This window comes from bacterium, assembly GCA_016703265.1.
Lineage (GTDB): Bacteria > Krumholzibacteriota > Krumholzibacteriia > LZORAL124-64-63 > LZORAL124-64-63 > CAINDZ01.
Genome location: JADJCK010000004.1, coordinates 314709 through 339356, shown reverse-complemented (window position 1 = coordinate 339356; position 24648 = coordinate 314709). Strand labels below are relative to the sequence as shown.

At 69.1% G+C, this 24648-nt stretch carries 24 protein-coding genes and 2 pseudogenes; 4 read left to right on the top strand and 22 right to left on the bottom strand.

The features are described 5' to 3' along the window. Positions 1-242: 242 nt before the first annotated feature. The 22 genes and pseudogenes from IPG61_08855 to rpmH form a co-directional block, all read right to left on the bottom strand. Positions 243-2060, bottom strand: a complete 1818-nt coding sequence (locus IPG61_08855) for a T9SS type A sorting domain-containing protein (GenBank protein MBK6734185.1) — start codon at positions 2058-2060, stop codon at positions 243-245. A gap of 214 nt (positions 2061-2274) precedes the next feature. Further along, positions 2275-2703, bottom strand: coding sequence for a hypothetical protein (locus IPG61_08850; GenBank protein MBK6734184.1), 429 nt, complete (start codon positions 2701-2703; stop codon positions 2275-2277). After that, a complete protein-coding gene (locus tag IPG61_08845) occupies positions 2700-3725 on the bottom strand; it encodes an ADP-ribosylglycohydrolase family protein (protein ID MBK6734183.1) in 1026 nt (341 codons plus the stop codon). Before IPG61_08845 ends, IPG61_08850 begins: the two co-directional genes overlap by 4 nt. A 48-nt stretch (positions 3726-3773) precedes the next feature. Then, positions 3774-4124 (bottom strand): hypothetical protein, encoded by a 351-nt coding sequence (locus IPG61_08840; GenBank protein MBK6734182.1) that lies wholly within the window; start codon positions 4122-4124, stop codon positions 3774-3776. Between the two features lie 32 nt (positions 4125-4156). Further along, entirely contained in the window at positions 4157-4810 is a 654-nt protein-coding gene (locus tag IPG61_08835; protein ID MBK6734181.1) for a hypothetical protein, read from the bottom strand. Further along, complete coding sequence (locus IPG61_08830; GenBank protein ID MBK6734180.1) at positions 4807-5562, bottom strand: hypothetical protein; 756 nt, start codon at positions 5560-5562, stop codon at positions 4807-4809. Before IPG61_08830 ends, IPG61_08835 begins: the two co-directional genes overlap by 4 nt. Positions 5563-5763: 201 nt before the next feature. Then, a complete protein-coding gene (locus tag IPG61_08825; protein MBK6734179.1) occupies positions 5764-6195 on the bottom strand; it encodes a polymer-forming cytoskeletal protein in 432 nt (143 codons plus the stop codon). Between the two features lie 56 nt (positions 6196-6251). Continuing rightward, entirely contained in the window at positions 6252-7097 is an 846-nt protein-coding gene (locus tag IPG61_08820) for a M23 family metallopeptidase (GenBank protein ID MBK6734178.1), read from the bottom strand. Beyond that, positions 7057-8502, bottom strand: a complete 1446-nt coding sequence (locus tag IPG61_08815; protein ID MBK6734177.1) for a PAS domain S-box protein — start codon at positions 8500-8502, stop codon at positions 7057-7059. Before IPG61_08815 ends, IPG61_08820 begins: the two co-directional genes overlap by 41 nt. Then, entirely contained in the window at positions 8499-9464 is a 966-nt protein-coding gene (locus IPG61_08810) for a ParB/RepB/Spo0J family partition protein (GenBank protein MBK6734176.1), read from the bottom strand. Before IPG61_08810 ends, IPG61_08815 begins: the two co-directional genes overlap by 4 nt. Positions 9465-9508: 44 nt before the next feature. After that, a complete protein-coding gene (locus tag IPG61_08805; GenBank protein ID MBK6734175.1) occupies positions 9509-10267 on the bottom strand; it encodes a ParA family protein in 759 nt (252 codons plus the stop codon). Between the two features lie 468 nt (positions 10268-10735). After that, positions 10736-11683 (bottom strand): class I SAM-dependent methyltransferase, encoded by a 948-nt coding sequence (locus tag IPG61_08800; protein MBK6734174.1) that lies wholly within the window; start codon positions 11681-11683, stop codon positions 10736-10738. After that, on the bottom strand, positions 11670-13127 hold the full coding sequence (mnmG, locus tag IPG61_08795) for a tRNA uridine-5-carboxymethylaminomethyl(34) synthesis enzyme MnmG (GenBank protein MBK6734173.1): 1458 nt from the start codon (positions 13125-13127) through the stop codon (positions 11670-11672). The genes IPG61_08800 and mnmG overlap by 14 nt, the downstream gene beginning before the upstream one ends. A gap of 169 nt (positions 13128-13296) precedes the next feature. After that, positions 13297-13869: an FAD-dependent oxidoreductase gene (locus IPG61_08790; protein MBK6734172.1), complete on the bottom strand. Its 573-nt coding sequence runs from the start codon at positions 13867-13869 to the stop codon at positions 13297-13299. A gap of 7 nt (positions 13870-13876) precedes the next feature. Further along, entirely contained in the window at positions 13877-15277 is a 1401-nt protein-coding gene (locus IPG61_08785) for a 50S ribosome-binding GTPase (protein ID MBK6734171.1), read from the bottom strand. Next, positions 15274-15591 carry a hypothetical protein gene (locus IPG61_08780; protein ID MBK6734170.1) on the bottom strand — a complete coding sequence of 106 codons (318 nt, stop codon included), beginning with the start codon at positions 15589-15591 and terminating at the stop codon, positions 15274-15276. Before IPG61_08780 ends, IPG61_08785 begins: the two co-directional genes overlap by 4 nt. An 82-nt stretch (positions 15592-15673) precedes the next feature. Next, complete coding sequence (locus tag IPG61_08775) at positions 15674-17326, bottom strand: KH domain-containing protein (protein ID MBK6734169.1); 1653 nt, start codon at positions 17324-17326, stop codon at positions 15674-15676. Positions 17327-17591: 265 nt separating this feature from the next. Next, positions 17592-17756, bottom strand: a pseudogene (locus IPG61_08770) (Jag N-terminal domain-containing protein). After that, positions 17753-19549 (bottom strand): membrane protein insertase YidC, encoded by a 1797-nt coding sequence (yidC, locus tag IPG61_08765; protein ID MBK6734168.1) that lies wholly within the window; start codon positions 19547-19549, stop codon positions 17753-17755. Before yidC ends, IPG61_08770 begins: the two are co-directional and overlap by 4 nt. Then, on the bottom strand, positions 19542-19853 hold the full coding sequence (gene yidD, locus IPG61_08760; GenBank protein MBK6734167.1) for a membrane protein insertion efficiency factor YidD: 312 nt from the start codon (positions 19851-19853) through the stop codon (positions 19542-19544). Before yidD ends, yidC begins: the two co-directional genes overlap by 8 nt. Before the next feature lie 172 nt (positions 19854-20025). Beyond that, complete coding sequence (gene rnpA / locus IPG61_08755) at positions 20026-20451, bottom strand: ribonuclease P protein component (protein ID MBK6734166.1); 426 nt, start codon at positions 20449-20451, stop codon at positions 20026-20028. 50 nt (positions 20452-20501) lie between these two features. Then, entirely contained in the window at positions 20502-20636 is a 135-nt protein-coding gene (gene rpmH, locus IPG61_08750) for a 50S ribosomal protein L34 (GenBank protein ID MBK6734165.1), read from the bottom strand. 400 nt (positions 20637-21036) lie between these two features. Between rpmH and IPG61_08745 the strand changes: the two are divergent. From IPG61_08745 to IPG61_08730, 4 genes and pseudogenes are all read left to right on the top strand, one after another. Then, positions 21037-21288 (top strand): annotated as a pseudogene (locus tag IPG61_08745) (hypothetical protein). A 208-nt stretch (positions 21289-21496) separates the two neighbouring features. Beyond that, entirely contained in the window at positions 21497-22525 is a 1029-nt protein-coding gene (gene dnaA, locus IPG61_08740; GenBank protein ID MBK6734164.1) for a chromosomal replication initiator protein DnaA, read from the top strand. A gap of 554 nt (positions 22526-23079) precedes the next feature. Next, positions 23080-23850 (top strand): DNA polymerase III subunit beta, encoded by a 771-nt coding sequence (gene dnaN / locus IPG61_08735; protein ID MBK6734163.1) that lies wholly within the window; start codon positions 23080-23082, stop codon positions 23848-23850. Further along, complete coding sequence (locus tag IPG61_08730) at positions 23786-24217, top strand: hypothetical protein (protein MBK6734162.1); 432 nt, start codon at positions 23786-23788, stop codon at positions 24215-24217. The genes dnaN and IPG61_08730 overlap by 65 nt, the downstream gene beginning before the upstream one ends. Positions 24218-24648 lie beyond the last annotated feature (431 nt).

Sequence of the window (24648 nt, the reverse complement as noted above, 5' to 3'; positions counted from 1 at the left end):
TGGTCGGTATACCGAATACCCGCCAGCTCGCAAAGCCTCAGCAAACACGCGAGCCTGCAGATATAACCGCATCACAAACAGGCCCTTGTCTCGCCGGAGCCGCTCGCTGTGGGCCAGAGGGGCACTTGTTGTTTTGTCATCATTCGCGCTTCGATGTGCAGACTCTCGTACCATTTCACATGCGGACGGCCAGGGGCCTGCCCCAAGGCAAGCCCCTCGTCACAACCAGCCGGACGCGGCTCCTACTTCACCAGCATCATCTTCCCGACCGCCTCGCGCCCGTCGGCCTGCAGGCGGTAGTGGTACACGCCCGAAGCCGCGTTGCGGCCGTCGTCATCGCGCCCGTCCCAGCGCAGGGCGTTCGCGCCTTCGCGGCCCAGGCCGTGGAAGCTGCGGACCAGGCGGCCGGCGGCGTCGTGCACGGTGATGTCGTAGATGGCGTCGGCGGGCAGCGTGAAGCGCAGCTCGGTGCCGGCGTTGAACGGGTTGGGAGCGGCGGCCAGCGGCAGCGCCTGGCGGGCGGGGGTGGCGCCGTCATCCACGCCGGCCACGTAGCCGGCATCCCAGTAGATGTCGTCGAGGCCGAAGGTGCAGGCGGTGCCGTTCTGCTCGAGGATCACGAACGGGTAGCTGAGCATGCGCAGGTCCATGGCCGTGCCGCGGATCTCGCTGACCGGGATCGCCGCCTGGCCCCACTCGCCGTTGCGCACCAGGCCGTACTTGGTCTGGAAGGCGGGGAAGTCGACGTAGTTCTGGTTGCCCCACTTGTCGATGATGCCGATGCGGAAGGCGACGTTCGCCGGGATGCGGATGCGGAACTTGAGGAAGCCGTTCGCGAAGTCGAACAGGTTCAGCGGCTGCGTCGTCATGATGCCGGCGCCGAACCAGCCCTTGTTGTTCGTCTGCCAGGCCAGCACGTTGGCGCCCTCGAACGGCGGTGTGGTCCCGGTGACCAGCGTCCCTTCCCACACGTATACATTGGCATCGGTGCCGAGGGTCACGCGCGCGGCGGTCGGCGTCAGGTCGGTGTACAGTCCGTAGCTGCCGGCCTGGTTCGCGGGCGGGCCCAGGTGCACCTCGCCCTGCCCGTTCCACTCGTAGACGCGGATGTAGTCGACGTACATCGTCGCCGGCATCGGCATCGTGATGGGCAGGCCGCTGGAAGGATCGCCCAGCCGGTAACAGTCGGTGTAGGCGCCGCCGATCGCGAGGTTGGCGATCAGGTAGAACGGCTGCCGGAACTCGTCCGAGTCGGCGGTGAGCGTGAACGGCGCCTGGTAGAGATCGTGCTCGACGCCGTTATCGGTGACGGTCAGGCGCATCGTCGACTCATCCCAGTAGAGACGATAGATGAGGAAGCGGTCGTTCAGCGACGTGACCTGGTTGTAGTACGGCCGGCAGTAGATGTCGGACGGATCCCAGGCGATGCTCGCGGCGCCCGACAGGTTGCCCGGGTTCACGGCGGCCGGCGAGTGGTAGATCAGGTTGGCGCCGGTCATCTGGTTGACCGTCGAGTTGTTCAGGCCGGTGCCGCCGTTGTGCGTGTCGTGCAGGTCGCGGAACGCCTTCGACGCGCCCATCTCGAACAGGTCGATCTCGCCGCTGCCCGGCCAGCCCTGCGTGGTGGTGCCCAGCAGCCACAGCGCCGGCCAGCCGCCGAGGTCCAGGTTCGGCACGCGCACGCGCGCCTCGATCATCCCGTACTTCACCGACACCAGCGACTCGCTCGACACCTTGCCCGACGTGTAGAGCAGCGGGTTGCCCCACTGGTCGACGATGCCCGGCCCGCTCTGCTGCTTCGCCACGATGCGCAGCGCCTTGTTGCCCGGCTCGCCCGGCACATCGGCGATGTCGACGTTGTCGTTGTGGTAGTACTCGAGCTCGCCGTTGCCCCAACCCCAGTTGATGTTGCCGGTGATCTTCAGCCAGTTGTCGAGCGAGGTGAAGTTGTCCTCCCACAGCAGCGGGCCGACCTGCGCGCGGGCGGTCAGCGGCATGGTGAAGGCGGCGGCCAGAAGCAGGCAGACGAGGGACGGGGCGGCGATCGGGCGCAGGCGCATGGCGGTTCCCCTGGCTGGCCGGCGCAGGGGTCGGCCTTGTGGGCGATGTGGGATTTTTGTCCTGATGATTATATACTTTGTGCGGTTTCCGCACAATCTCCAATTTGGGGGGCGGGCGGGGCGCCCGCCGCCACGATAACTTGTTTAGATGTTTGCAGTTAGCCCAGAGGCGCCGCCGTCCCGACTTGCGCCGGCGCAAGTCCGACGGGGGCGGCTAGCGCGTCGGGGCCGGCTCGCCGACGCGCCGCCACACCTCATCGATCTGGAAGCGCTCGCCATCGGCGACAAACGACCCCCGGTGATGCCAGAGACCCTCCTCCATGACACACTCGAACGTGATGACCTGGCCAACCAACGCCTTGGCCCAGTGGTACGTGATGGTCTCGGTGTAGGCGCCGCCCGTCTGCGCGTAAATGCCGCCGCCAGCCCGCGGCGCGCTTCCATCAACCGACCCGGCACCAAAGGCGAAGTGACCGTCGACCAGAACCTTGACCACCGGCGGCTGTCCCGGTTGCGCCGCCGGCTGCAAGCACTCCCAGGCGCCTTCGAGGTCGGGCCGCGTACCGGCGCAGCCGCCCATCAACGTGATCAGCGCGAGCAACAGCACGCCGGCCCCGGTGAATCTCTGTATGTCGTGCTTCATGAAATCCCTCCCATGATGCGCCGCGCCACCGCGGCAGCCCCTTCTGGCCAGTACTCGCGGGGGCGACAGGTGTTGTCGCCGGGCCCGCCCTGGTCGGCCCGGCAGTGCGTGAGCACGGCCAGCCAGCGCGGCGGCACTTGCTGCATGCCGTACACCGCACCAAGCAAGGCGCCGCAGATCGCCGCGTTCGTGTCGGTATCGCCGCCGCGGCGCACCGTATCGACAAGCGCGTCCTCGAACGACGGCTCCCGCACCAGCTGCCACAAGGCGTTGCGCAGGGCGATGAGCACCCAGCCCATGCTGTCCATGAACTCGGGCGGCGGGCCGTCGGCGGCGGCGATGATGACGTCGCGCAGCGTGGGCTCGGTCACTTCGGCGGCGGTCCAGGCGAGGATGCGTTCGTACAGGTCGGGGCCGCTGACGCCCTCATCGATGGCGCACGAGAGCGCGCGCACATAGATCGCATTGGCCTGCACGCACACCGGGTGCGGATGCGTCAGTTCGGCATCGCGACGGGCACACGCCGCGGCGTGGTCGGCGCCGCGCCGCGCCCCGAGCAACCCCAGCGGCGCCGCGCGCATGAGCGCGCCGTTGGCCTGGCTCGTGGTACTGGTGCTGCCGGCCAGCGCGTTGCCGATGGTGGTCCCGCAGTCGAACGGACCCGATCGGCCCCACCGCCGATAGGCCGCCATGGCGGCGCCGGGCTCGTAGTCGCCGTGGTCCGCGATGGCGTGCGCGAGGGCGAGCATCATCTCGCCGTCGTCGGTGGGCTGGCCGGGCAGGGTGTGCCACCTGGGGCTGCTCGCCAGTTCGCGGGGGCCGTCGGGATGGTGCGCGGCGATGTGGGCGGCGGATTCGAATTCCACCAGCGAGCCGAGCGCATCGCCGGCCAGGTGGCCGAGCAGGCAGGCTTCGGCGCGGGAGAGGCGGGCCGCTTCGCGGTCGACGGGGTCGGGTCGGTAGTGGTGATGGTGGCACTTCCTTTTTCGGCGACGTTGCCCTTGCGCCGGCGCAAGTCGCACGGGCTACCCGTCGCGCGGGCTACCCGTCGCGCGCCGCAGTCGCCCGGCTCAGCGCCCCGCCCGCCCCAACAGCAAGACCGCCATCTGCTTCGATTCCGGCTCCGTCAGCAGCAGCGCGCGGCTTCCGTACGGCGGTTCATTCATGGTGAACGTCAGATGCCAGGCGCCGCCGCTCGCGTTGATGCGCAGGGAACCGTCGCGGTGCTCCCACGCGAACACGGGCGCACCCGCGGCCGCGCGCAGCTCGGCCAGCGAGGCGGGCGCCAGGCCGACGGTGAAGCCATCGGTGACCGCCTCGCCGATGCCGGCGATGAGCAGGATCAGCTTGCCGCCGCCCTGATCGACGATGTTCAGGACACAGCCGTCGCGATCGAGAAGGCGCGTACCCGTCGACATCATTCAGCTCCGTCGTGTGGCCCGGCAAGCGCGCGCTACGGCCGGTTGACCCAGTTGATGGGCGGGCACGGGTTGTCCGAGATGCGCTCGGCGCCCCACGCGCCCTCGAGATAGGAGCGCTTCGCCAGGATCATCCCCACCAGGATGGCGCGGTCGCCCATGGCGGCGACATCTTCAGGCCGCGACGACGAGAGCTGTTTGGCGGCGGCCACCGGCAGCGCCGTCAGGAAGATGACGACTTCGGACCGGCCCTTGATGTCGTACGCGTTCAGCAGCACGTACAGGTCGCGGATCTGGCTGGGCGCCGGCCCGCCCTTGTAGGCGAAACCGTTCGAGCCGCACGAGCGCCGGATGCTCGACAGTGTCGTCTTGCCGAACGTGAAACCCGCCAGGTCGCTGGGCACGAGGCCGGGCACGCCGAGGAGCAGTTGCTGCAGAAAGACGATCCTGTTGTCGCTGCGGTCGGCTGTCACCTCGAGCGTCCCGCCGCCCGGCAGCTTGTAGCCGCGGACCACCAGCTTGGCGCTCACCACCGAGTCGGCGGCCGCCAGGCCCAGGCGATTGGCGGCCGAGGCGGGGGCGCCGATGGACAGGCCGAGCAGGGACTGGGCGCGGGCGGGGCCGCCCATCGCCGCGGCCAGAACGAGCAGGACGGGAACGACAAGGCGCGCTGGGCTGCGGTGCATCATGAGGCCTGGTCTCCTTGCGTGGCGGCCGGGGCGATCGTCGGGACGACCGACGCGGCAACATTGACTGCGCCGCGGCCGGATTGCAACACCGTCATCTTCTGCCAGATCTTGCGCGAAAGGCCCGTCGTGAGCTCTTCCACCTCGTTGACGGCCGCGAGCGTCTCGCTGTCATTGAACTTCTGCACGTAGAGGGCGGCCACCTTGCCCGTCAGTGACAGCATGGCGCTGCAGTACTGGAAGTAGAGATGGAGATCCTCGCCGACCTCCGGCGCCGGCTGCTCGCCCGGCCCGGCGCCCTCCCAGGAGGGGTTCTTGGTCAGCTGGTGCATGTCGATGATGTGGGCAATGGCGCGCAGTTCATGGATCGCGTTCAGGGCGCGGCGCCTCTTGAGCCGGTTCTCGACCGTGAACAGGAACCAGATCGCGGCGCCGGTCAGCAGCAGGTCGTTGATCCCCGACTCGAGCGCCTGCAGGTAGTCGGAGAAGACCAGCGGTCCGTTGATGGGCTTGAGGTGCAGCATCGACCAGACGATCAGGCCGACGATGACCACCGACAGGGCGACGGCCACCCCGACCACCAGCCAGTTCCGGCGGGCGATGGCCACCGCCTCGCCCTCGGCCTTGCGCGACAGCTCGTGCAGCTCACCGCAGACCCGGGCCAGCCCGCGGTCGCCCAGGCTCGAGGCGATCTTCCCGTGCAGGTTGTAGATCGTGCGTTCGATCTTCGCGGAATCGAGTTTCTTGTAGGGCAAGCCATGCTCCCGTTGGAATCATGCTGGTCTCAACGCACGAGCGCCCCGACTCCTGCCGGGGCGCTCCTCGCCTTCCTGCCGCGCAAGCTCCGCCTGCAGGCCTGGTCCCCTGTGCCGCGCACCGGAGTCGGCGAGTTGCGCCGGCGCACGCCTCGCGTCGTCACTGCCGTTGCGCCGCGGCCAGCCTTCATCGACGAACAGCTACTTCCGCAGCGGCTCCGCCACCGGCGCACCGACGGTCGCGGACGGGACATCGCCCGCCAGCGGGGCCTTCTTCTGGCCCGCGCCCATCGAGCAGTTGCCTTCGAAGAAGACGCCTTCGTCGATCACCAGGCGCTTGGTCTTGATGTCGCCTTCGACATGCGAGCCGCTCTGCAACTCGATCTTGTTCTCGGCGACGATATTGCCAAAGAGCTGGCCGCCGATGATGGCGTTCTTCACCGTGCAGTTGGCGTGCACAACGCCGGTCTTGCCGATGACCAGGCTCTCGGGATTACCAATCGTGCCCCGGTACTCGCCCTCGATGCGCAGCGTGCCCTTCACGTCGATCTTGCCGTCGAACTTGCATCCCTGCGCGATGATCGAGGTCTGGCCGGCGTTGACCGTCTGGTTTTCCGGTTCTTTCCCGAACATGAAACGTCCTCCTTGGGGGCCGCGGCGGTGGTCGCCGGGGATGTGCGTACTATGCCCTACCTGGGCGCGGGTTCGCCACTGAGAAGTTTGCGCGGATCCACGGCTTCGCCGCGCTGCCACACCTGGAAATGGAGCTGCGCCGTCCCGGCCCGGCCCGTGCGGCCCATCTTCGCCACCTGTTCGCCGGCGCGCACATGGTGACCGGGACCCACGTTGATCGAGGCGCAATGGCCGTACACGGTCACCCAGTCGTCGCCGTGACGGATCTCCACATACTTGCCGAACACCTCGTCCTCTCCCACAAAGTCGACATCTCCCTCGGCCGCCGCCACCACGCGCGATCCTTCCTGCCCGCCGATGTCGATGCCGACGTGCGCTTCCACGCCGTGGGCCGGGTCGCCGCGCGTGAATTCGCGGATGACGGTGCCGGCCGCGGGCCAACGCGAAGGGGCCTGGCCGGGCTGTGCGGGAAGGGTTGCGGGGGCGGTTGCGCCGGCCGCAGCGCCGGGTGTCGCGTCAGGTGCGGCGCCGGCCGGCACCAGGCCCATCGGCACGTCGCAGATCGAGTCGGCCAGCGCGTTGCCCAGCGAGTCGGTGCGGGCCAGGCCCAGCATCGCCATCAATTCATCCTGCAGGCGGCGCGACTGCTCCAATTCGGCCTTGAGGATGCGCGCGGTCAGGGCTTCGGTGCGGGCCTCGGCAAGCTGGCGTTCGAGCTCGGTGATGGTGGCGCGCTGGCCGCGGGTGTCGAACAGGCCCATCGCGAGCAGGACGGCGCCGACCAAGACGCCCAGCACCAGCACCCCCAGCAGCAGGGCCACCGGCCGCGACAGGCAGAACTCGCGGCGCGGGCCGCCGCCCTCACCGCCCAGGATCACCCGGGTCCGTCGGGGAATGGACATCGGTGCCTCCCTCCTCGCCGTCGCCGTCCTCGATGAGCGCCACATGCCCGCCGCCGGCACGCGCGCGCGGCAGCCACAGGTCGAACACGGCGCCGGGTCCGGCATGCTCGCGCAACTCGATGCGTCCGCCGTGCTCGTGCACGATGCGCGCCACGATCGACAATCCCAGTCCCGTCCCCTTGCCGTAGTCCTTGGTCGTGAAGAAGGGCAGGAAGATGTTCGCGCGCGTGGCCGCCGGAATACCGGGGCCGGTGTCGGACAGGGTCAGCAGCACTTCGCCGGCCCCGCCATCGGCCACGACGATATCGATGCGCCCGCCCTGCCCGAACGGCTCCATCGCATCCATCGCGTTGACCAGCAGGTTGCACACCACCTGTTCGAGCTCGTTGCGATTGCCGTACACCCAGGGCTCGGTGCGCGCCTCGACGGTCACCTCGATGCCCGCCACCTTCAGGTTCTTCTCCATCAGGTACACGGTGCCGCGCACGATGCCCGCCAGATCCAGCCGCCCGCGCTCGGTACCCGTGGGCCGCGCGAAATTCAGCAGGCCCTTGATGATGCCGCGGCACTGCTCGGTCTGGCGGATGATGCGGCGGATGTCGTCCTGCTCGTCCTCGGTGCGCGCCGCATCCTCGAGCATCTGCGCCGACAGCAGGATCGCGCCCAGCGGCGTGTTCAGCTGGTGCGCAATGCCCGCCGCCAGCTGCCCGATGCCCACCAGCTTCTCGGTCTCGCTGAGGCGGCTCTCGAACTGCTTCTCCGAGGTGATGTCGCGCGCGATGACGACGAACGTCGCCTCGCGATCGGCCAGCGGCCCACCGCCCGGCAGCACCGCCGAGAAGATCATCGTCAGCAGGCGCGGCACCGCGCCCTCGAGCGGCAGCGTCACCTCGAAGGCCAGGCTGCGATGCGCCTTCACCACGTCGGCGAAGATCTGCCCCACATCCAGCTGCAGCTGCGGCGCCACGTCCTGCAGCCGCCGGCCCAGCACATTGCGACGCGGCTGGTGGAAGAGGTCTTCCGACTTCTTGTTCCACTCGAGCACACGACCGCCGGCATCGAGCAGAAAGATGGCTTCGCCGGCGTGATTGATGATGTTGCGGTACTTCTGCTCGCTGCGGCGCAGGCGCAGCTGGCCCAGCTCGCGAAGGCGCAGGCGGAACCAGGCGCTCCAGCCCACGACCAGGAACAGGAACTGGAAAACGCCCCCGCCGAAGACCCGGCGCAGCGCCTCGCCGTTGCGCCACTCGGCCTGCCATAGCCCGCGCAGAGAACCGGCCGCGGCGTAGTCGTCGCTGAGCCTGGCCAGCGTGACGACGATGAACGCCGCCGACGCCACGACCAGCGCCCACAGCAGAAGGCGCATCAACAGTACACGACCCAGCCATTTGGCCAGCTTCCTCACAGCGCGGTGTCCACCCCCATGATCTGCAGCAGGCGGATCAGGTCGCCATCGTTGAAGAAGCGCACGCTGACGGAGCCCTTGCCCGTGCGCGGATCGCGCTCGATCGTCACCGGCGAACCGTAGACCGCCTCGGCGCGCTCGGTCAGCGCGCGCAGCGAAGGATCATCGGCCGTGGCGCCGCGCTTCTTCGCGCCCGCCTTGCGCGGCTTCGCGCCGCCGGCCTGCACGCGCCGCTCGCATTCGCGCACCGACATGCCGCGCGTGCGGCACAGCTTCGCCAGCTGCACGCGCGCCGGCCCGGGCGCCAGGCCGAGCAGCGCCTTGCCGTGACCGGTGCTCAGGTGTCCGTCCTGCAGCAGGTCGAGGATCTCCTCCTCGAGCGACAACAGGCGCAGCAGGTTCGCGACACTGCTGCGGCTCTTGCCGAGCATCGCCGCGACTTCCTCCTGCGTGGCGCCGTACTCGTTCATCAACTGGCGATACGCCGTCGCCTCTTCGACCGGCCCGAGATCCTCACGCTGGATGTTCTCGAGCAGCGCCACCTTCAGCGCCTCGGACTGCTCGAACGACACAACGAGCGCCGGCACGTCGTTCAGTCCCGCCAGACGCGCGGCGCGCACGCGGCGCTCGCCGGCCACCACGCAATACTCGAGCGGGGCCACGCTGCCCTCTTCGCCCGGCGCCCGCACGGCCGTCTGGCCGGGCTGCAGGCGACGCACCAGCACCGGCTGCAGGATGCCGACCTGCCGGATCGAGTCCGCCAACTCAGCCAACTCGTTGTCGTGAAATATCTTACGCGGCTGGTTGGGGTTCACGCCGATGTTCGCCAGGGGCAACCTGGCGGCGCCGCCGGCCGTGGCGGCCTCGGTCGGCCGCGGCGGCACACCGGTCAGGTCGGCTCCCTGGATCAGGGCCGACAGTCCCTTGCCCAGGACGCGGGTCTTGTTAACGGGGTTGTTCATGGCGCCGTCCTTGTCTGTCCTCGTGCCCGTAACGACTTGCGCCGTCAGGAGTTGTCTGCGATGACCTCTTTGGCGAGGTCCAGGTAACACTGGGAGCCTATGCACTCCACATCATAGAGACAGATCGGCTGCCCGAACGACGGCGCCTCGCTCAGGCGCACATTGCGGGGGATCCGCGTCTCGTAGACCATCTCGCCGAAGAAGTCGGTGGCTTCGTCTGCCACCTGGTTCGACAGCCGCAGGCGCCGGTCGAACATGGTCAGGAGCACACCCTCGAGCCGCAGGTCGCGGTTCAGGCCGCGCTGGACCAACTGCACCGTGCTCAGGAGCTGGCTCAGCCCCTCCAGCGCGTAGTACTCGCACTGGATCGGGATCAGCACCGAATCGGACGCGGTGAGCGCATTGAGCGTCAGCAATCCGAGCGACGGCGGGGTGTCGATCAGGATGAACTCGTAGCGCCCGCGCAGCGGCGCCAACGCCCGCTTCAGGAAGCCCTCGCGGTTCTCCTCGCCCACCAGTTCGATCTCGGCGCCCGCCAGGCGGCGGTCCGTGGTGAGCACATCGAGGAACGGCAGCTTGGTCGTCTGGACGGCTTCGCCGAACGCCGCGCCGCCCACAAGGAACTCGTAACTTGTTTTTTCACCTGCGGATAAGCCCACGCCGCTGGACGCATTGCCCTGCGGGTCGAAGTCCAGAAGCAGCGTCCGCCGCTCGGCGACGGCCAGGCTGGCGGCCAGGTTCACCGCCGTGGTCGTCTTGCCGACGCCACCCTTCTGGTTCGAAATGGCTACGATCTTGGTCATGGCGGGAAGGCCGCCTTTCCGTTGGGACGGGTGTCTGAGATGGGAACGACAATCTACCGGCGCGCTGGTGGATGCGTCAAGACACGCCGGGAGTTGTTCGCTGGTTGTCCTCCGGGAATGTGGATTTGGCGCCGGGGGGTGACGGGATGGGGCGCCGAGGGCGTGGTGCGGGGTTGTTCCACGTAGAACATTTCGGGCGGGGGCGGTTGGGCCGGGCCGGATCCGAGGGAGTTCGTCGAAGACCGAGCTGGACCGGCCGGGGGCTGCCCGACTGCGGCGCGGGGCTGGTGTTCCACGTGGAACATGCGCGGCGGGGAGCTTGCGTGGTGGGGAGGTGCGCGCTGGTGGGCCGGCGGGGTGGCAGGCGGCAGGGCGGCAGGGCGGCGGGGTGGCAGGGCGGCAGGGCGGCAGGCCGGTGCGGCGGCGCGGCGGCCGGTCGTCGGTTGCCGGCTGCCAGTCGCCAGTCGCCTAAGAGCGTTGTTCCACGTGGAACAATCCGGGCAGCTGAATTCGGCCAGCGCGCGGGACGGGCCACTGTTCCACGTGGAACATCATGACCGGCCAGGGCCGGGCGGGGACTGGAATGCGGCCTTGTTCCACGTGGAACAATCCGCCCTGCTCTACCCGAGAGTCTTCACCCCAACCAGCCGATGCCGCGACACCAGCAGTCCCGCCGCGCCGGCCGCCGCGGCGCCCTTCGCCTTGGGCTCCAGGAGCCGACATCCCGCCCGCCTCGAACTGCATCTCTTCCCGGCTGAACGCTGTCCCGGCGGCCGGGATGTCCAGTTCGCGGGCCAGGCGCGCGGCCGTCACGCCACGACTCGGCTGGAAGCGGACCAGTTCGACGGTGGCGCCCAGGGCCAGCCGCTGGAGCGGTTCGGCGTCGCCCAGCCCGTCCAGAACGGTGTTTTCGGGCAGCCGCAAAGCCTTGAGAGTGAACAAGATGGGCTCCATGGGGGCCGTCGCGTCGGCGGGCGGCGTTTCCGGCCCAAACGGACCGAAAGCGAGCCGATCGCCCCAGCGCGCGGCCACCACCTCGAACGCGGGCGCGCCGGGCAGGTGCGTCAATCGCTCCAGGAACCAGGCGCGCTTGGCCCGCGGCTCCACCAGGGTGGCGCGCGTCGCCACGCCCCGCGCCTTCAGCTGGGCCAGCCACACGAACGCCGGCAGCCCGCCGCCCGAGCCCAGGTCGAACAGGCGCAGCGTGCCGCCGGCCGCGAGCTCGGCGCCCGAGGCCAGCCACCACATCTCGAACGCATCGAGGCATTGGCGGATAAGGGTGTCGGCGGTGCCTTCGGCGTCGCGCCGCGACAGCAGGTTGATCTGCTGGTTCCACCGCAGCAGCTCGGCGCGGTAGGCCACGAGCAGTTCGCGGGTCCGCCCGTCGAGGGGCGCCTTGTCGTCACGCCTGGCCATCGTCATCTCCACCCGGTGTCGCGGCGCCGCCGCGGTGCCGGCGCAGGTACACGGTCAGCACCGCCAGGTCGCCGGCGCGCACCCCATCAATGCGCCCAGCCTGGCCCAGCGTGGCCGGCCGGATGCGCGCGAGTTTCTCACGGGCCTCGAAGCTCAAGGCCGACATGGACTTGTAGTCGAAATCGGCCGGCATGGCCCGCAAATCGAGGCTTTCGCGCTGCGCCAGCAGGCGCGCCTGCTTGGCAATGTAGCCGCCGTATTTGAGCCCGTTCTCCACCTGGGCCTCGGCCCCGCGGACGACGTGCGGCTCCGGCGCGGTGGCCGCCAACTCGGCGCGCAACACCGCCAGGCGGCTGCCGACCTCGGCCCCGTGGGCCACGGCCGCCGCCAGCGCCGTCGCCAGATCCACTTCCGGGTAGCGCAGGTACTGCGCCGCGGTGATCGTCGAACCGCCGCCCGCCGGCTTCACGTTGCTGCGGGCCAACAGTGCCTGCAGGCCTTCGGCATAAGCGGCGCGCGCCTGCAGCCGGCGTCGGCCGCGCGCATCGAGCAGCCCCAGCTCCAGGGCCTGCGCCCCCAGCCGCTCCTCGGCATTGTCGCAGCGCAGGTGCAGCCGGTGCTCGGCCCGCGAGGTGAACATGCGGTAGGGCTCGGTGATCTCCTTGGTGACCAGGTCATCGACCAGCACGCCCAGGTACGAGGTGTCGCGCGCCAACCCCAGTGGCGGCTGGCCACCGAGGGCCCGCACCGCATTCACGCCGGCCACCAGGCCCTGCGCGGCGGCCTCCTCATAGCCCGAAGTCCCGAGCACCTGCCCGGCAAGATAAAGCCCCGCAACGGGTTGCGACTCAAGGCTGCCGCCGATCTGCCACGATGGCACACTGTCATATTCGACCGCGTAGCCATAGCGGGCCAGCCGCGCCGCCTCCAGCCCGGGCAGGGAGCGGACGATCGCCTCCTGCACATCGACCGGCAGGCTGGTCGAGAGTCCGTTCACGTAGATCTCGGGATCGTCGCGCCCCTCCGGCTCGAGAAACAGCAGGTGCCGCTCCTTGTCCGCGAAGCGCACGACCTTGTCCTCGATCGACGGGCAATAGCGCGGCCCCCGCCCCTCGATGACGCCGCCGAACAGCGGCGACCGCTCGAGGTTCGCGCGGATGATGGCGTGCGTCGCATCGTTGGTCCACACCTGGTGGCACTCGATCTGGCGCGGCGCGAACGCTTCGGTGCGCAGCGAGAACGGCAGCGGCTCCGCATCGCCGGGCTGTGGCTGCAGCTGCGCGAAGTCGATCGAGTCGCGCCACAACCGCGGCGGCGTTCCCGTCTTCAACCGTCGCAGCGTGAAGCCGAGTCGGCGCAGGCTTTCGCTGATGCCCTCCGCACTCGCGGCGCCTTCGCGCCCGCCCACCGTCTGCCGCGCGCCCACATGCATGAGCCCGCGCATGAACGTGCCGGAACTGAGGATGACGGCGGCACCGATGACGTCGCGGCCGTTGGCCAGGCGGACGCCGCGGACGCGGGCGCGGGCGGATGCGGCGGCAGTTGCGCCACTACTTGCGCCGGCGCAAGTGCGGACGGCGGTATCGGCAGCGCTTGCGCCACCAGCTTCGCCATCACTTGCGCCGGCGCAAGGCGGCAGCGGCGCGCCCCCCCCCCCCCCCCCCCCCCCCCCCCCCCCCCCCCCCCCCCCCCCCCCCCCCCCCCCCCCCCCCCCCCCCCCCCTGCGCCGACGCGCCCGCCGCCTGGCCCCGACCGCGATCCGCCAGGATGTCGACGACATCGCCTTCGATCATGTCGAGCCCGGGCTGCGCCAGCACCACGTCGCGCATGTATCGCTGGTAGCTGTGCTTGTCGGCCTGCGCGCGCGGCGACTGCACCGCGGGGCCCTTTTTCGTGTTCAGCAGGCGGAACTGGATGCCGGTTGCGTCGATGGCCTCGCCCATCCGGCCGCCGAGCACATCGATCTCGCGCACAAGATGGCCCTTGCCGAGCCCGCCGATCGCGGGGTTGCACGGCATGCGACCGATCTCGTTGATGGCATGCGTGACCAGCACCGTGCGCGCGCCCAGGCGGGCGGCCGCCAGTGCCGCCTCCAGGCCCGCGTGTCCGCCGCCGACCACGACCACGTCCCACGCCTCCTGGCGGGAGGCGCCTCGCGTGGTGTTGCTGCCAGTGCCGAGGTTCACGAATCCCCTATTTTCCCACGCAAAAGCGCTTGAAGATGCTGTCGAGCATCTGTTCGGTGAACACCCGTCCGCTGATCTCGCCCAGCCGCGCCAACAGCGAGGCCAACAGTGTGCCGGCCACTTCGCTGCCGGGCGCCGACTCGTGGCGATACAGGTCCAGCAGCTGCGCGAGCTCGTCGCGACACTCCAGCAATCTCTGCCGGTGGCGCTCGTTCAGCACCACGCCCAGGCTGGCCGCTTCATCGAGCCGCCACGCCGCCACCTGGTGTTCGATGGCCGCCCACAGATCCTCCACGCCCGCGCCGGTCAGGCTCGAGGTGGCGATGGCGGTGTGGGGACTTGCGCCGGCGCAAGTGGCGGGGCATGTGCCGGTGTCGGTGGTGGCCCGGTCCGCCCCGCCCCGCCCGGCGCCTGAAACCAGGTCGCACTTCGTCAGGACAAACAGTGCTGGCGGCCGGGCGCCGGAGACAGCCCCCGGTTGGTCGGCCGCGCTTGCGCCACCAGGCGCCCCGCCACTTGCGCCGGCGCAAGTCGAGCCCGCTTCCTCGCCGGCACTTGCGCCACCACTTGCGCCACTACTTGCGCCGGCGCAAGTCGAGCCCGCCGCGGTCGCGCCATCGCCCCAGCCACCGACCTCCGGCCAAGCCACAACCCCATCGCCCAATGCCGCCAACACCAACACAAGGTCCGCCTGGTCCGCCGCCTCGCGCGCCCGCGCAATCCCCATCGACTCGACGCGGCCGGCGGGCTCGCGCAGGCCGGCGGTGTCGTGGAAAACATAGAGGCGACCGCCGCGGCGCACCGGGGCGGTGACGATGTCGCGGGTGGTGCCGGGTTCGGCGTCGACCAGGGCGCGGTCGCTGCCGACCATCCGGTTGAACAGGCTGCTCTTGCCGGCGTTGGGGGCGCCGGCCAGGGCCACGTGCACGCCTTCGCGCAGCAGGCGGCCGGCCGGGGCCAGGGTCAGGAGCTGGTCCACGCCGTCGAGGGCTTCGGACAAGACACCCCGGATCTCGGCGGCATCGACGACGGCTTCGTCGCTGTCGTCGTCGCTGAATTCGAGCGAGCCTTCGAGGCGGACCAGCAGGTCGAGCAGCGGCCACTCGAGGGCGCCCAGTTCGGCGTCGAGGCCGCCGCGCAGCTGGGCCACCGCGGCGCGCGCCGCCTGTTCGCTGCCGGCCTGGATGAGGTCGGCCACGGCCTCGGCCTGGTCGAGCGAGAGGCGGCCGTTGAGGAAGGCGCGGCGGGTGAACTCGCCGGGGGCCGCCGCCACCGCGCCGGCCTTCTGGCAGGCGCGCACCACGGCGGCGGTCACCTGCCGGCCGCCATGGCAGAAGAACTCCACCGTGTCTTCACCGGTGTAGCTGTGGGGGCCGGGGAGCCAGAGCGCGAGTGACTCGTCGATCACGGCAAGTGCCTGCGGGTCTTCGTGTTGGGCATCAATCGGTTCATGGAAAATACCGTATACAGCGCGGCGGGGGGTGGGACCGGAGTCCTTGCGGGGCCCTCGCCGCCCGGGGCGGCGCTGTCGCCAGGCGCCGCCGGGTCGGGGCCCGGGCCCGGTTCCCCGCTCCCCCGTCCATACCCCGCTCCCCGGAACACCCGCGACGCAATCGCCAAGGCCTGCGGTCCGCTCAGGCGCACGACGGCCAGGCCGCCCTCGCCCTCGGGTGTGGCGCGGGCGACGACGGTGTCGAGATCGTGGGTCAGGTTCGGGTCCATGGGCATTCCTCCTCCACCCCTCAAGACAAGGAGCGGCGCCGTCGCGCCGCTCCCTGTTCGTGCGGATCGGCGGGTTCGGCGATCAGTCCTCGCCGCCTTCGTGACCATCGTCGTCGCTGCGCTGCGAGCCGTCATTCAGGGCGATGACCACGTGCTTGCCGCCGCCGCCCATCACCGTGTAGGTGGTGATGTCCGTCAGCGACTCGGTGGCCATGTGCACGACGCGGCGCTCGCGGGCGTCCATCGATTCCATGTGGTAGGGCTCGCCGGTGGCGCGCACCTCGGCGACGGCTTCGGCCGTGCGCTCGCGGAGCTGCTCCTCGCGGCGGATGCGATAGTCGTTGATGTCCAGGTTCATGCGCACGCGGTCGCCGGCGGCGTTGCTGGCCATGCGCTCGACCAGGTGCTCGACGGCTTCGGCGGTGGAGCCGCCGCGACCGATCAGCATGCCCGCGGCATCCTCGTCCACCGACACCTTCACGGCGTGGTACTCACCGGGGATGGTTTCGCACTCGCACGGGAAGCCGGCGCGGGCCAGCATCCCGTTGGTCAGTTCGGTCAGCAGGGTCGGCTGTCCGTCCTCGTCGACCGCGGCCATCGGCTTGGCGTAGTCGGTCGCGGCGATGCCGGCGGCGATGGTCTCGTCCGATGACGACGACGACCGTCCACCGAAACCACCATTGCGCGGCGCCCCGTAGCCCGTCGTGCCGGCCGGGCCGGCCAGCGGAGAGTCGATGGCGCCGATCTTCGCCGCGTTGGCGGCGTTGGCCTCCCTGGTGGCCTGGCGCTCGGCCGCGGCCTTCGAGGCCTTGGTGCGCGCCGGCTTGAACACGGCGCCGGCGGTGGCCGGCGACTCGACGCTCACGCGCGGCAGCGACGACGCCGGCGCACGCTCGCGACGGGCACCGAGTCCGCCCCAGGCCTTCTTCTTGGCCTTCAGCGCCACATTGGCGATGACGGCCGTCTCGATCACTTCCGGGGCCGAAGCCTCGGCCTCGGGGGCGCTGCCGGCCGGCGCCTCCGGGGTCACGTGCAGCTCGCGGCGCGAGCGCTCTTCGCGGGCCTGCTCACGCGGCACCGACTCCTCGCGCACGGGCGGGTTGCCGAGGCTGTCCTCGACGGGGCTCTCCAGGCGGACCTCATCGCGGTCGCGCACAGGACGCTCGCCGCGGTCATCACGACTGCTGCGGGCTTCACGGTCGCCGCGCGGGGCGCGGTCGCCCCGGTCACCACGATCGCCACGATCGCTGCGCTCGCCGCGGCCGCCGCGGTCGCCGCGCGGCGCGCGATCGCCCCGGTCACCCGAGACTTTGCGCTCGATGAGATCGTCACGGCCCGGACGCTCGTCCAGCCGCAGCATGTCGTGGCCCTCGTCGGGCGCCTCGAAATTGTTGACGATGTTGGTCGGCTGCTGATCGTCGCGCGGGGCGCCCGAACCGGAACGGCCCCGACCGCCGCGGCCCCGACCGCCGCGACGGCGGCGCGAGCGCTGCGCTTCGGTACGATCGTCACCGGCGCCGTCGGCGCGGATCTCGCCGCCTTCGCGCGGAGGACGCGGGGCCTGCTCGCGGTTGCCGTTGCGGCTGTCGCCCCGGGGCTCACCGCGCGGCTCACTGCGACCGCCGTCGCGACCACCGGCGTCGCGACCACCGCCGTCACGACCACCGGCGTCGCGACCCATCGCGACCGCCACGCCCCCCACGCTCACCGCGGGGCTCGCCGCGGCCCTCGCCACGCGCCTCTTCCCGGCCACGACCGCCGCCGCGATTGTCACCGCGAACGTCGCTGCGATTGTCGCTCCGGCCGTCGCTGCGGCCATCACTGCGACCTTCAGGCCGCCCACTCCGCCCCTCGTCGCGACCGCCGCTGCGGCCGCCGCGCGAGCCGCCGCGACCGCGGCCCGAGGCGCCGCTGGCGGTCAGGTCGTGCGCGCGGTGGTCGTCGTCGTTGCGGCGATCGCGACCGCCGCCGCGGCCGCCGCGCGTGGACTGGCGCTTGGAGACCAGGACCTTGGCCTGCCGCGCGCCCAGGAATCCCATGAGCCCGGCACGGGGCTCTTCCAGAACTTTGATCTCGACTTCGTCCCGCCGCAGGCCGAGCTGCAGCAGGGCTTCGGACACCGCCAGGTCGACGGTCTTGCCCTTGGTTTCGATTGATTCACTCATGCGTTGACAACGCCTCCACTCTTGTCCGCCGTCTTGAAGATGCGCCACGACTGGTACGCCTGCAGAACGTTCTGCGCGAACCAGTACAGCACCAGGCCGGACGGCATGTTGTAGAAGATGAAGATCATGAACACCGGCATCAGCGTGTTGAGCATGGCCATCTGGCCGCCACCGGTGTTGGGGGTGTACTTGGTCTGGAAGTACATGGCGATGCCCATCAGGAACGGCAGGACATTGAGGTCCCACGGCAGCCCGAAAGGCATGACCATCAGCGCATCAGGCTGCGACAGGTCCCGCATCCAACCGAAGAACGGCTGGCCGCGCAGCGAGACCATGTGGCTGAGCGCCTGGTAGAGCGCGATGAACACGGGAGACTGGACGAGCAGCGGCCAGCAGCCGGACAGGGGATTGACCTTCTCCTCCTGGTACAGCTTCAGGGTCGCCGCGTTCAGCTTCTCCTTGTCGTTCTTGTGCTTCTCCTGCAGGGCCTTCAGCTTGGGCTGAAGCTCCGCCATTTTCTTCATGGACTTGGTCGAAGTCTGCGTGAGCGGGTAGAACATCAGCTTCGTCACGATGGAGAAGATGAGGATCACCACGCCGTAGTTCGGGATCACCCGATACAGCAGGTCCATACCCCAGAGCACGAGCTTCGAAAGCGGGCGCACCCACTTCCAGCCCAGGTCCATGGCGTTTTCCAGACCCTGTCCGTAGACGGTGAGCAGATCGGCCTGCTGGGGACCGACATAGAGTTCGAGGCGCGCGGCGGCAAGACCGCCACCTTCGCCGCGACGCGCGGGCAGGTCGAGGGCCCAGGTCTGGGCCTGTCGAGCCATGTCCCCGCCGAGCCGCACCGTGGCCTCGACCGGTTCCCCCTGCTCCCGGGGAACGATACCGGCGATCATGAAATAGCGGTCCTGAAGGCCGGCGTAGCGGACCGAGCCCGTCCACTGGCCTTCGACCTTCGCGACGTCCTTCTTCAGGTCCGTGCGCTTCTTCAGGTGCAGGTCCTCGCCGATGCTCGCGAACGCGCGCAGCATCCCCCGCTCCTGCTTCTCATTGCGCTCGACCAGCGCGATACCGCGGTTCCACCCGAACCGCATCGCCTCCGGAGTGCCGGTCTGCGCCATCAGGTTGGCCACGGCCACGCCGTCGCCGCCCAGCTCCAGGTCGACCGTGACGCCGTACGCCGCCGGGTCGAACGTGAAGAGCTTCCGCACCTCGAGGCCGCCGCGCGTGGTGCCGCGCAGGGTCAGGGTGCGCTTGCCGTCGCCGGCGTTCAGGGTCAGGTCGCCCTGGTCGGCCGTGTACGGGAACGTTGCCAGGTCCAGTTCCGCCGCGCGGAAGATGATCTTGTCGGCGCCGCCCTCCACGCCGCCCTGCGGCACCAGCTGCACCGGCCCGCCGCGCCACGCCTTGTGTTCGAGCAGTTCCCAGCCGGCGATGGCGCCGCCGCGCATGTCGATCCGGGCACGGTACAGCGGCGTGGTCACGGTCACGGATTCGGGGCCGCCGGCCGCCGGCTGCGGCACCAGCGCCTGCTCCATGGTCAGCGGTGCGCCGGGGATGCTGTCGGCGCCGGCCACGTACGAGCTGAGCAGCGACTCCAGAACGGCCTTCGGCACCGCTGTCGGTTCAGCGGAAGTCGAACTGGCGGCACCGGGCTTGTCGGCGACCGCTTCGGTCGCCGGTTTCGGCGGAACGGGCTTGGCCGGGTACAACTGACCCATGACGAAGTAGTAGCCGATGATGATGAGGAAGATCAGCACGAAGCCGATGATCGGGCGCCTATCCATGGGCAATGTCTCCGTTGGTGATGGCACAGCAGGCGTGCCGGTCGCGCGGCCCCGGGGTCGCGTCGTCGTGGGATGTGCCGGCGGCCCCGCGGCGGGGCGGCACGGGGTCGATGCCGCCGGGATGCCAGGGATGGCAGCGCGTTACCCGACGCAGGGTGAGCCAGGCGCCACGCCACAGGCCGTGCGTGCGGAACGCTTCGGCGCCGTAGGCGGAACACGATGGGTGGAAGCGACAGACCGGCGGCAGCCAGGGTGACAGCACCCGCCGGTAGGCAAGGATCAGCAGGTATGGCACACGCCACATACGGTCCTGTGTGGTGCGTCGCCCTGGCAGGAAATACAGGGGCGGGCGGGGTGCACCGGTTGAATGGCGAGGCAACCGGGGTCGGTGACGGCGGCGGCGACGCTGGCGGCGGCAGGAGGCGCGGCAGGGCGGCGCCAATGCGGCAGCGATCAGGCGTCAGCGATGCGTTTCGTCACGAAGCATCCGGTCCCGAAGCCTCGAGGAGCGCGCGCAGCAACCGATCCAGTTCGTCCTGCACGTCGATGATGCCGGCCGCGAGAATGTTGCGGCGGGCGACGAGCACGACCCAGAGGCTCTGCGGCGGCGCGCCGGCGCCTTCCAGGGGCGTCGCGGCTTCGGTCTGCCTCAGCGAAAGGCCGCTCACAGCGGCCACGTTGCCGAGCGTACCCTTGCGGAACGCTTCACGCAACAAACGTTTGGCCCGGTTCCGCTGCACGGCGCCGCCCACTTTGCGGCTGGCGACAACGGCTCGGGCGGGCTCGGCAGCCGGCAACAGATAGACCACCAGAAGGCGCCCGACTGCCTTGGCGCCTCCAGCGTAGACCTTCTGGAATTCACCCTGTCGAACCAGCGAGCGCCAGGCGATGGTTCCGCTCATGATCACCCGCCTGCGTCGCGGCCGGGGCCGCCGTCGGGGACTGGGCGGAACTAGGCGGAAATGCGCTTGCGGCCCTTGGCCCTGCGCCGGCTCAGCACCAGGCGGCCGCCCCGCGTGGACATCCGCTTGCGGAAGCCATGCCGGCGGGAACGCTTGATGAGGCTCGGTTGGAACGTCCGCTTCACGGATCTCTCCTCAGTCTGCGGTCAACAACGACTGCGGTCAAACAATCGGCAACAGCCCCGAATGTTAGCGACACGTCCCTGCAGTGTCAAGGAAAACACCGGGTTATCCACAGGGCCGGAAGCCGGTTCCCGTCCGGCAGGGCGGGCCCCCGGGGCGGCAGGATTTTTTCCAGGGCCGCAACTGCCTCTATTCTAATGGACTGCGGGCGGCTGTAAATTTCCGGAGAAAATTCTTGTCCGGCCGCGAAATCACATGCTAGCTTCGCCGCGGATAGAGAACAACCCAACACGGGGGCGCAATAAGTTATCCACAGGCCTTGATAATTGTGGATAACTTTTTGTTCTTCCGGGCCAGACACAGCCTATCCTCATCAACAACAAGCCGTTGGCGCCTTGTCCCATGTGTGGACAACCCAGGCGCGACGGCGCGGTTACCCCCTCGGGGTGTGGGGAGTCCATGTCGGACCTGGACGCTTATTGGCCGGAAATCCTCGATGTCGTCCGTCAACGGGTCGCCCAGCAGACCTTCAACACGTGGTTTGCCCCCCTGCAGCCGGAAAATTCGCCCAACGGGTCGCTCAAGGTGGCCTGCCCGAACCACTTCTTCATGGATTGGTTCAGCGAGCACCACCTGGCGGTCCTGAACGAGGCCGGCGCCACCTGCTTCGGACGTGACGTCGTCTTTACGCTGAAGATCCAGGAGGGGGCGCCCAACGCGCTGACCCCGCTGGCCCCGGACCTGACCCCCGACCCGGAAGACCGGCCGCCCGCCGGCCGGGTCGATGCCGCCGGCGGGGTGCGCCCCGCCCCGGCGCCGGTCCAGGCGGCGTCCCCGTCGACATCTCGCGGGCGCCCAGCTCATGAACCTGAATCCCGACTACACCTTCGCCAATTTCGTGGTGGGGTCGGGTACCGATATGGCGTTCGCGGCGGCCACCGCCGTGGCGCGCAGTCCGGGCAGCCACTTCAATACGCTGTTCATCCACGGCGGGGTGGGGCTGGGCAAGACGCACCTGATGCACGCGGTGGGCAACGCCATCGCCGAGCAGCATCCCGGCCGGCGCATCGCCTACATCACGGCCGAGAACTTCATGAACGACCTGATCGGGTCGATCCGCGACAACCGGACGCCCGACTTCAAGATGAAATACCGCAGCGTCGACGTGCTGCTGGTGGACGACGTCGCCTTCCTGGCCGGCAAGGAGTCCACGCAGGAGGAGTTCTTCCACACGTTCAACGCGCTGTACGACCTGAAGAAGCAGATCATCCTGACTTCCGACCGGTCGCCGAAGGAGATCACGACGCTGGAGGAGCGGCTGCGGTCGCGCTTCGAGTGGGGGCTCATCACCGACATCCAGCCGCCCAACCTCGAGACGCGCATGGCCATCCTGAAGCGGAAGGTCGAGTCGAACAACATCTACATCACCGACGAGGTGATCGCCTATATCGCCGAGAATATCACCGACAATATCCGCCGGCTTGAGGGGGCGCTGATCCGCCTGCTTGCTTTCGCTAGTCTGACGGGGCGTGAAATCTCCCTGGAAATGGCCTCCGAGGTCCTCTCCTCCTTTTTCCAGGGGAATTCATCCGGGCCTGTGAAGATCGCCGATGTCATGAAGGTCGTCTCCGACGCCACCGACGTGACCGTCGATCAGCTCAAGTCCAAGCGACGCACCCAGGACCTGGCCCGGGCCCGTCAGATGGCGATGTACCTGTCACGCGAGATGACGGGCGCCTCCCTCAACCAGATCGGCCGCGCCTTTGGCGGTCGCGATCATTCCACCGTCGCGCATGCGTGCCAGAAGATCGGCAAGGACATGAGCGACGACCCGCGCTTCCGCGGCTACGTCCTTGACCTTCAGGACAAGGTCCGCGGGAGGAGAACCTGACCGGGTGGCGCACCCCCACACGGACAGGGCACAGCAACGACGCCGGTTCCCAAGGGGGCCGGCGTCGTGGCTTTTGGGGAGGTCGTATTGCGGGAGGTCGCTACTTTTCGGGAAGGTGTCGAAGCCCGCAGGGAGGCGTTGGCGGTGATCGAAGTCAGATTTAAATGCGCCCCGCACACTGTATATCATTGGGATAACTTCGGGGATGACCTCCGGACAAGCAGCGGTGCGAGCGGGGTCAAATACGGGTCGCCGGCGGCGTGGGGGATAAGGGCCGGGTTGCGGGTCGGCAGAGCCCATGGTTGTCCCCGGCGGGACGGCGCCGCGAGGTGCCTGAAAGCGGTCCGGTGGTCGCGCCACGGCGTGATGCGCAGAGTTATCCCGGTTATCCCCGACCCCTATATCTACGACTACTTTATATATAATCTTCATGAAGAAGATGGACTCAGAGGGAGCCCCGGAAGCCGGATCACATGCTTGCCTGCCCGGCGGCCATCGCCTATCATGGCCCTCCGCGAAGAACGACGGCAACACTCCCACCGGAGGCCCGGATCGTGAAGTTCGAAATCCAGCAGGAGGACCTGCAGAAGGCCCTCGACGTCATCGCCAACGTGGTCCCGAGCAAGACCACCCTGCCGATCCTCAGCTGCGTCCTGCTGGAAGCGACGAAGGAGAGCCTCACGCTCTCGGCCACGAACCTGGACATCTCGATCACGACGACGACGACGAAGGCCACGGTCAAGGATCCGGGCCGCATCGCCATTCCCGCCGTGAAGTTCGTGCCGTTCGTGCGCAGCCTGCGGCCGGGCGCGGTGACGATCTCGCAGAAGGGCGAGCAGATCACGCTGACCAGCGGCAAGTCGCGCCTGACCGAGAACACGATGAACGTGGCCGACTACCCGGCGCTCAAGAAGCCGGAGGAGAAGTCAGGCCTGGCGATGAACGCCGACACGCTCATCAACATGATCAACGAAACCGCCTACGCCGTCTCGCGCGACGAGACGCGCCCCGCGCTGATGGGCATCCTCTGGGAAGTGCGCCCGACCACGCTGACGATGGTCGCCACCGACGCCCACCGCCTGGCCCGCAGCCTGCGCCCCATGGAGTGGAAGTTCACGGGCGAGAAGAACCTCATCGTCGACACGAACGGCCTGCGCCAGATCGCCCGCATCGCCGCCGCCGCCAGGGACGAGGACGCCGCCAACACCGACATCAACATCTTCATCGGCGGCAGCCAGCTCGTTCCGCGCCGGCAGCACCGTGCTCCAGGTGCGCCTGCTCGAGGGCCCGTTCCCCGACTACCAGGCCGTGCTGCCGAAGGATAACGACAAGCACGTCACCGTCGACAAGGCCGACTTCGCGCAGTCCATCCGCCGCGTCGCCATCACCGCCGACCGCGTCACCAGCCAGATCAAGCTGGGCGTCGAGGCCGGCCGCATGGAACTGACCGCCCGCGGCACCGAGGGCAGCACCTCCGAAGACGAGATCCAGGTCAGCTACCAGGGCGACCCCATGGAGATCGGCTTCAACTATGCCTACCTCCAGGACATCCTGAAGAACCTGCAGGCCGAGTCGGTGGTCCTGTCGCTGAAGGACTCGCAGAGCGCGGCGCTCATCAAGCCGGTGCACGAGACCGGGGAAGAGACGGGCGTGCTTTGTCTGTTGATGCCGTTGCGGCTGGCGGGGGATTAGCGGGTTACGCTGCGGCGTTGTTTGCGGAATGGCCGGCCCCGTTGCGGTGATGCGCAGCGGGGTTGGTTTTTTTGTGCCCGCAGTTGTGCCGGCGCAAGTGGGGGTGGGGCGGGTTCTCTCTCTTCACACTTTGGTTTTGCGGGTTGGTTGACGTGTCAACAAGTTGAGGGGCCCTAGGCGGGTTGTTGGCGGGCTTGGAATGGTTGACAGGTCATCCTTCGCGGAAAACGAAGCGTGCGACGCGCGGCTGGTCCGGTGCGAGGGGCGAGTGCTCGCCTTCTCCATGGAATGGCGCCGGCGCAAGTCTCGCGGGGCTGTGATAATTGCGCCGGCGCAAGTCTCGCGGGGCTGTGATAATTGCGCCGGCGCAAGCTGCGCGCACTGCCGCCCGTTTGACACCGCCACCCCGGCCATGCTAGCCTGCCCGCATG

What these genes read in the sequence shown, in the direction of transcription:
- IPG61_08855 (MBK6734185.1), bottom strand. Translation starts at nt 2,060, where the DNA reads ATGCGCCTGCGCCCGATCGCCGCCCCGTCCCTCGTCTGCCTGCTTCTG.
- IPG61_08850 (MBK6734184.1), bottom strand. Translation starts at nt 2,703, where the DNA reads ATGAAGCACGACATACAGAGATTCACCGGGGCCGGCGTGCTGTTGCTC.
- IPG61_08840 (MBK6734182.1), bottom strand. Translation starts at nt 4,124, where the DNA reads ATGATGTCGACGGGTACGCGCCTTCTCGATCGCGACGGCTGTGTCCTG.
- IPG61_08835 (MBK6734181.1), bottom strand. Translation starts at nt 4,810, where the DNA reads ATGATGCACCGCAGCCCAGCGCGCCTTGTCGTTCCCGTCCTGCTCGTT.
- IPG61_08825 (MBK6734179.1), bottom strand. Translation starts at nt 6,195, where the DNA reads ATGTTCGGGAAAGAACCGGAAAACCAGACGGTCAACGCCGGCCAGACC.
- IPG61_08820 (MBK6734178.1), bottom strand. Translation starts at nt 7,097, where the DNA reads ATGTCCATTCCCCGACGGACCCGGGTGATCCTGGGCGGTGAGGGCGGC.
- IPG61_08810 (MBK6734176.1), bottom strand. Translation starts at nt 9,464, where the DNA reads ATGAACAACCCCGTTAACAAGACCCGCGTCCTGGGCAAGGGACTGTCG.
- IPG61_08805 (MBK6734175.1), bottom strand. Translation starts at nt 10,267, where the DNA reads ATGACCAAGATCGTAGCCATTTCGAACCAGAAGGGTGGCGTCGGCAAG.
- IPG61_08800 (MBK6734174.1), bottom strand. Translation starts at nt 11,683, where the DNA reads ATGGCCAGGCGTGACGACAAGGCGCCCCTCGACGGGCGGACCCGCGAA.
- mnmG (MBK6734173.1), bottom strand. Translation starts at nt 13,127, where the DNA reads ATGCGCGGGCTCATGCATGTGGGCGCGCGGCAGACGGTGGGCGGGCGC.
- IPG61_08780 (MBK6734170.1), bottom strand. Translation starts at nt 15,591, where the DNA reads ATGGACCCGAACCTGACCCACGATCTCGACACCGTCGTCGCCCGCGCC.
- yidC (MBK6734168.1), bottom strand. Translation starts at nt 19,549, where the DNA reads ATGGATAGGCGCCCGATCATCGGCTTCGTGCTGATCTTCCTCATCATC.
- yidD (MBK6734167.1), bottom strand. Translation starts at nt 19,853, where the DNA reads ATGTGGCGTGTGCCATACCTGCTGATCCTTGCCTACCGGCGGGTGCTG.
- rnpA (MBK6734166.1), bottom strand. Translation starts at nt 20,451, where the DNA reads ATGAGCGGAACCATCGCCTGGCGCTCGCTGGTTCGACAGGGTGAATTC.
- dnaA (MBK6734164.1), top strand. Translation starts at nt 21,497, where the DNA reads ATGAACCTGAATCCCGACTACACCTTCGCCAATTTCGTGGTGGGGTCG.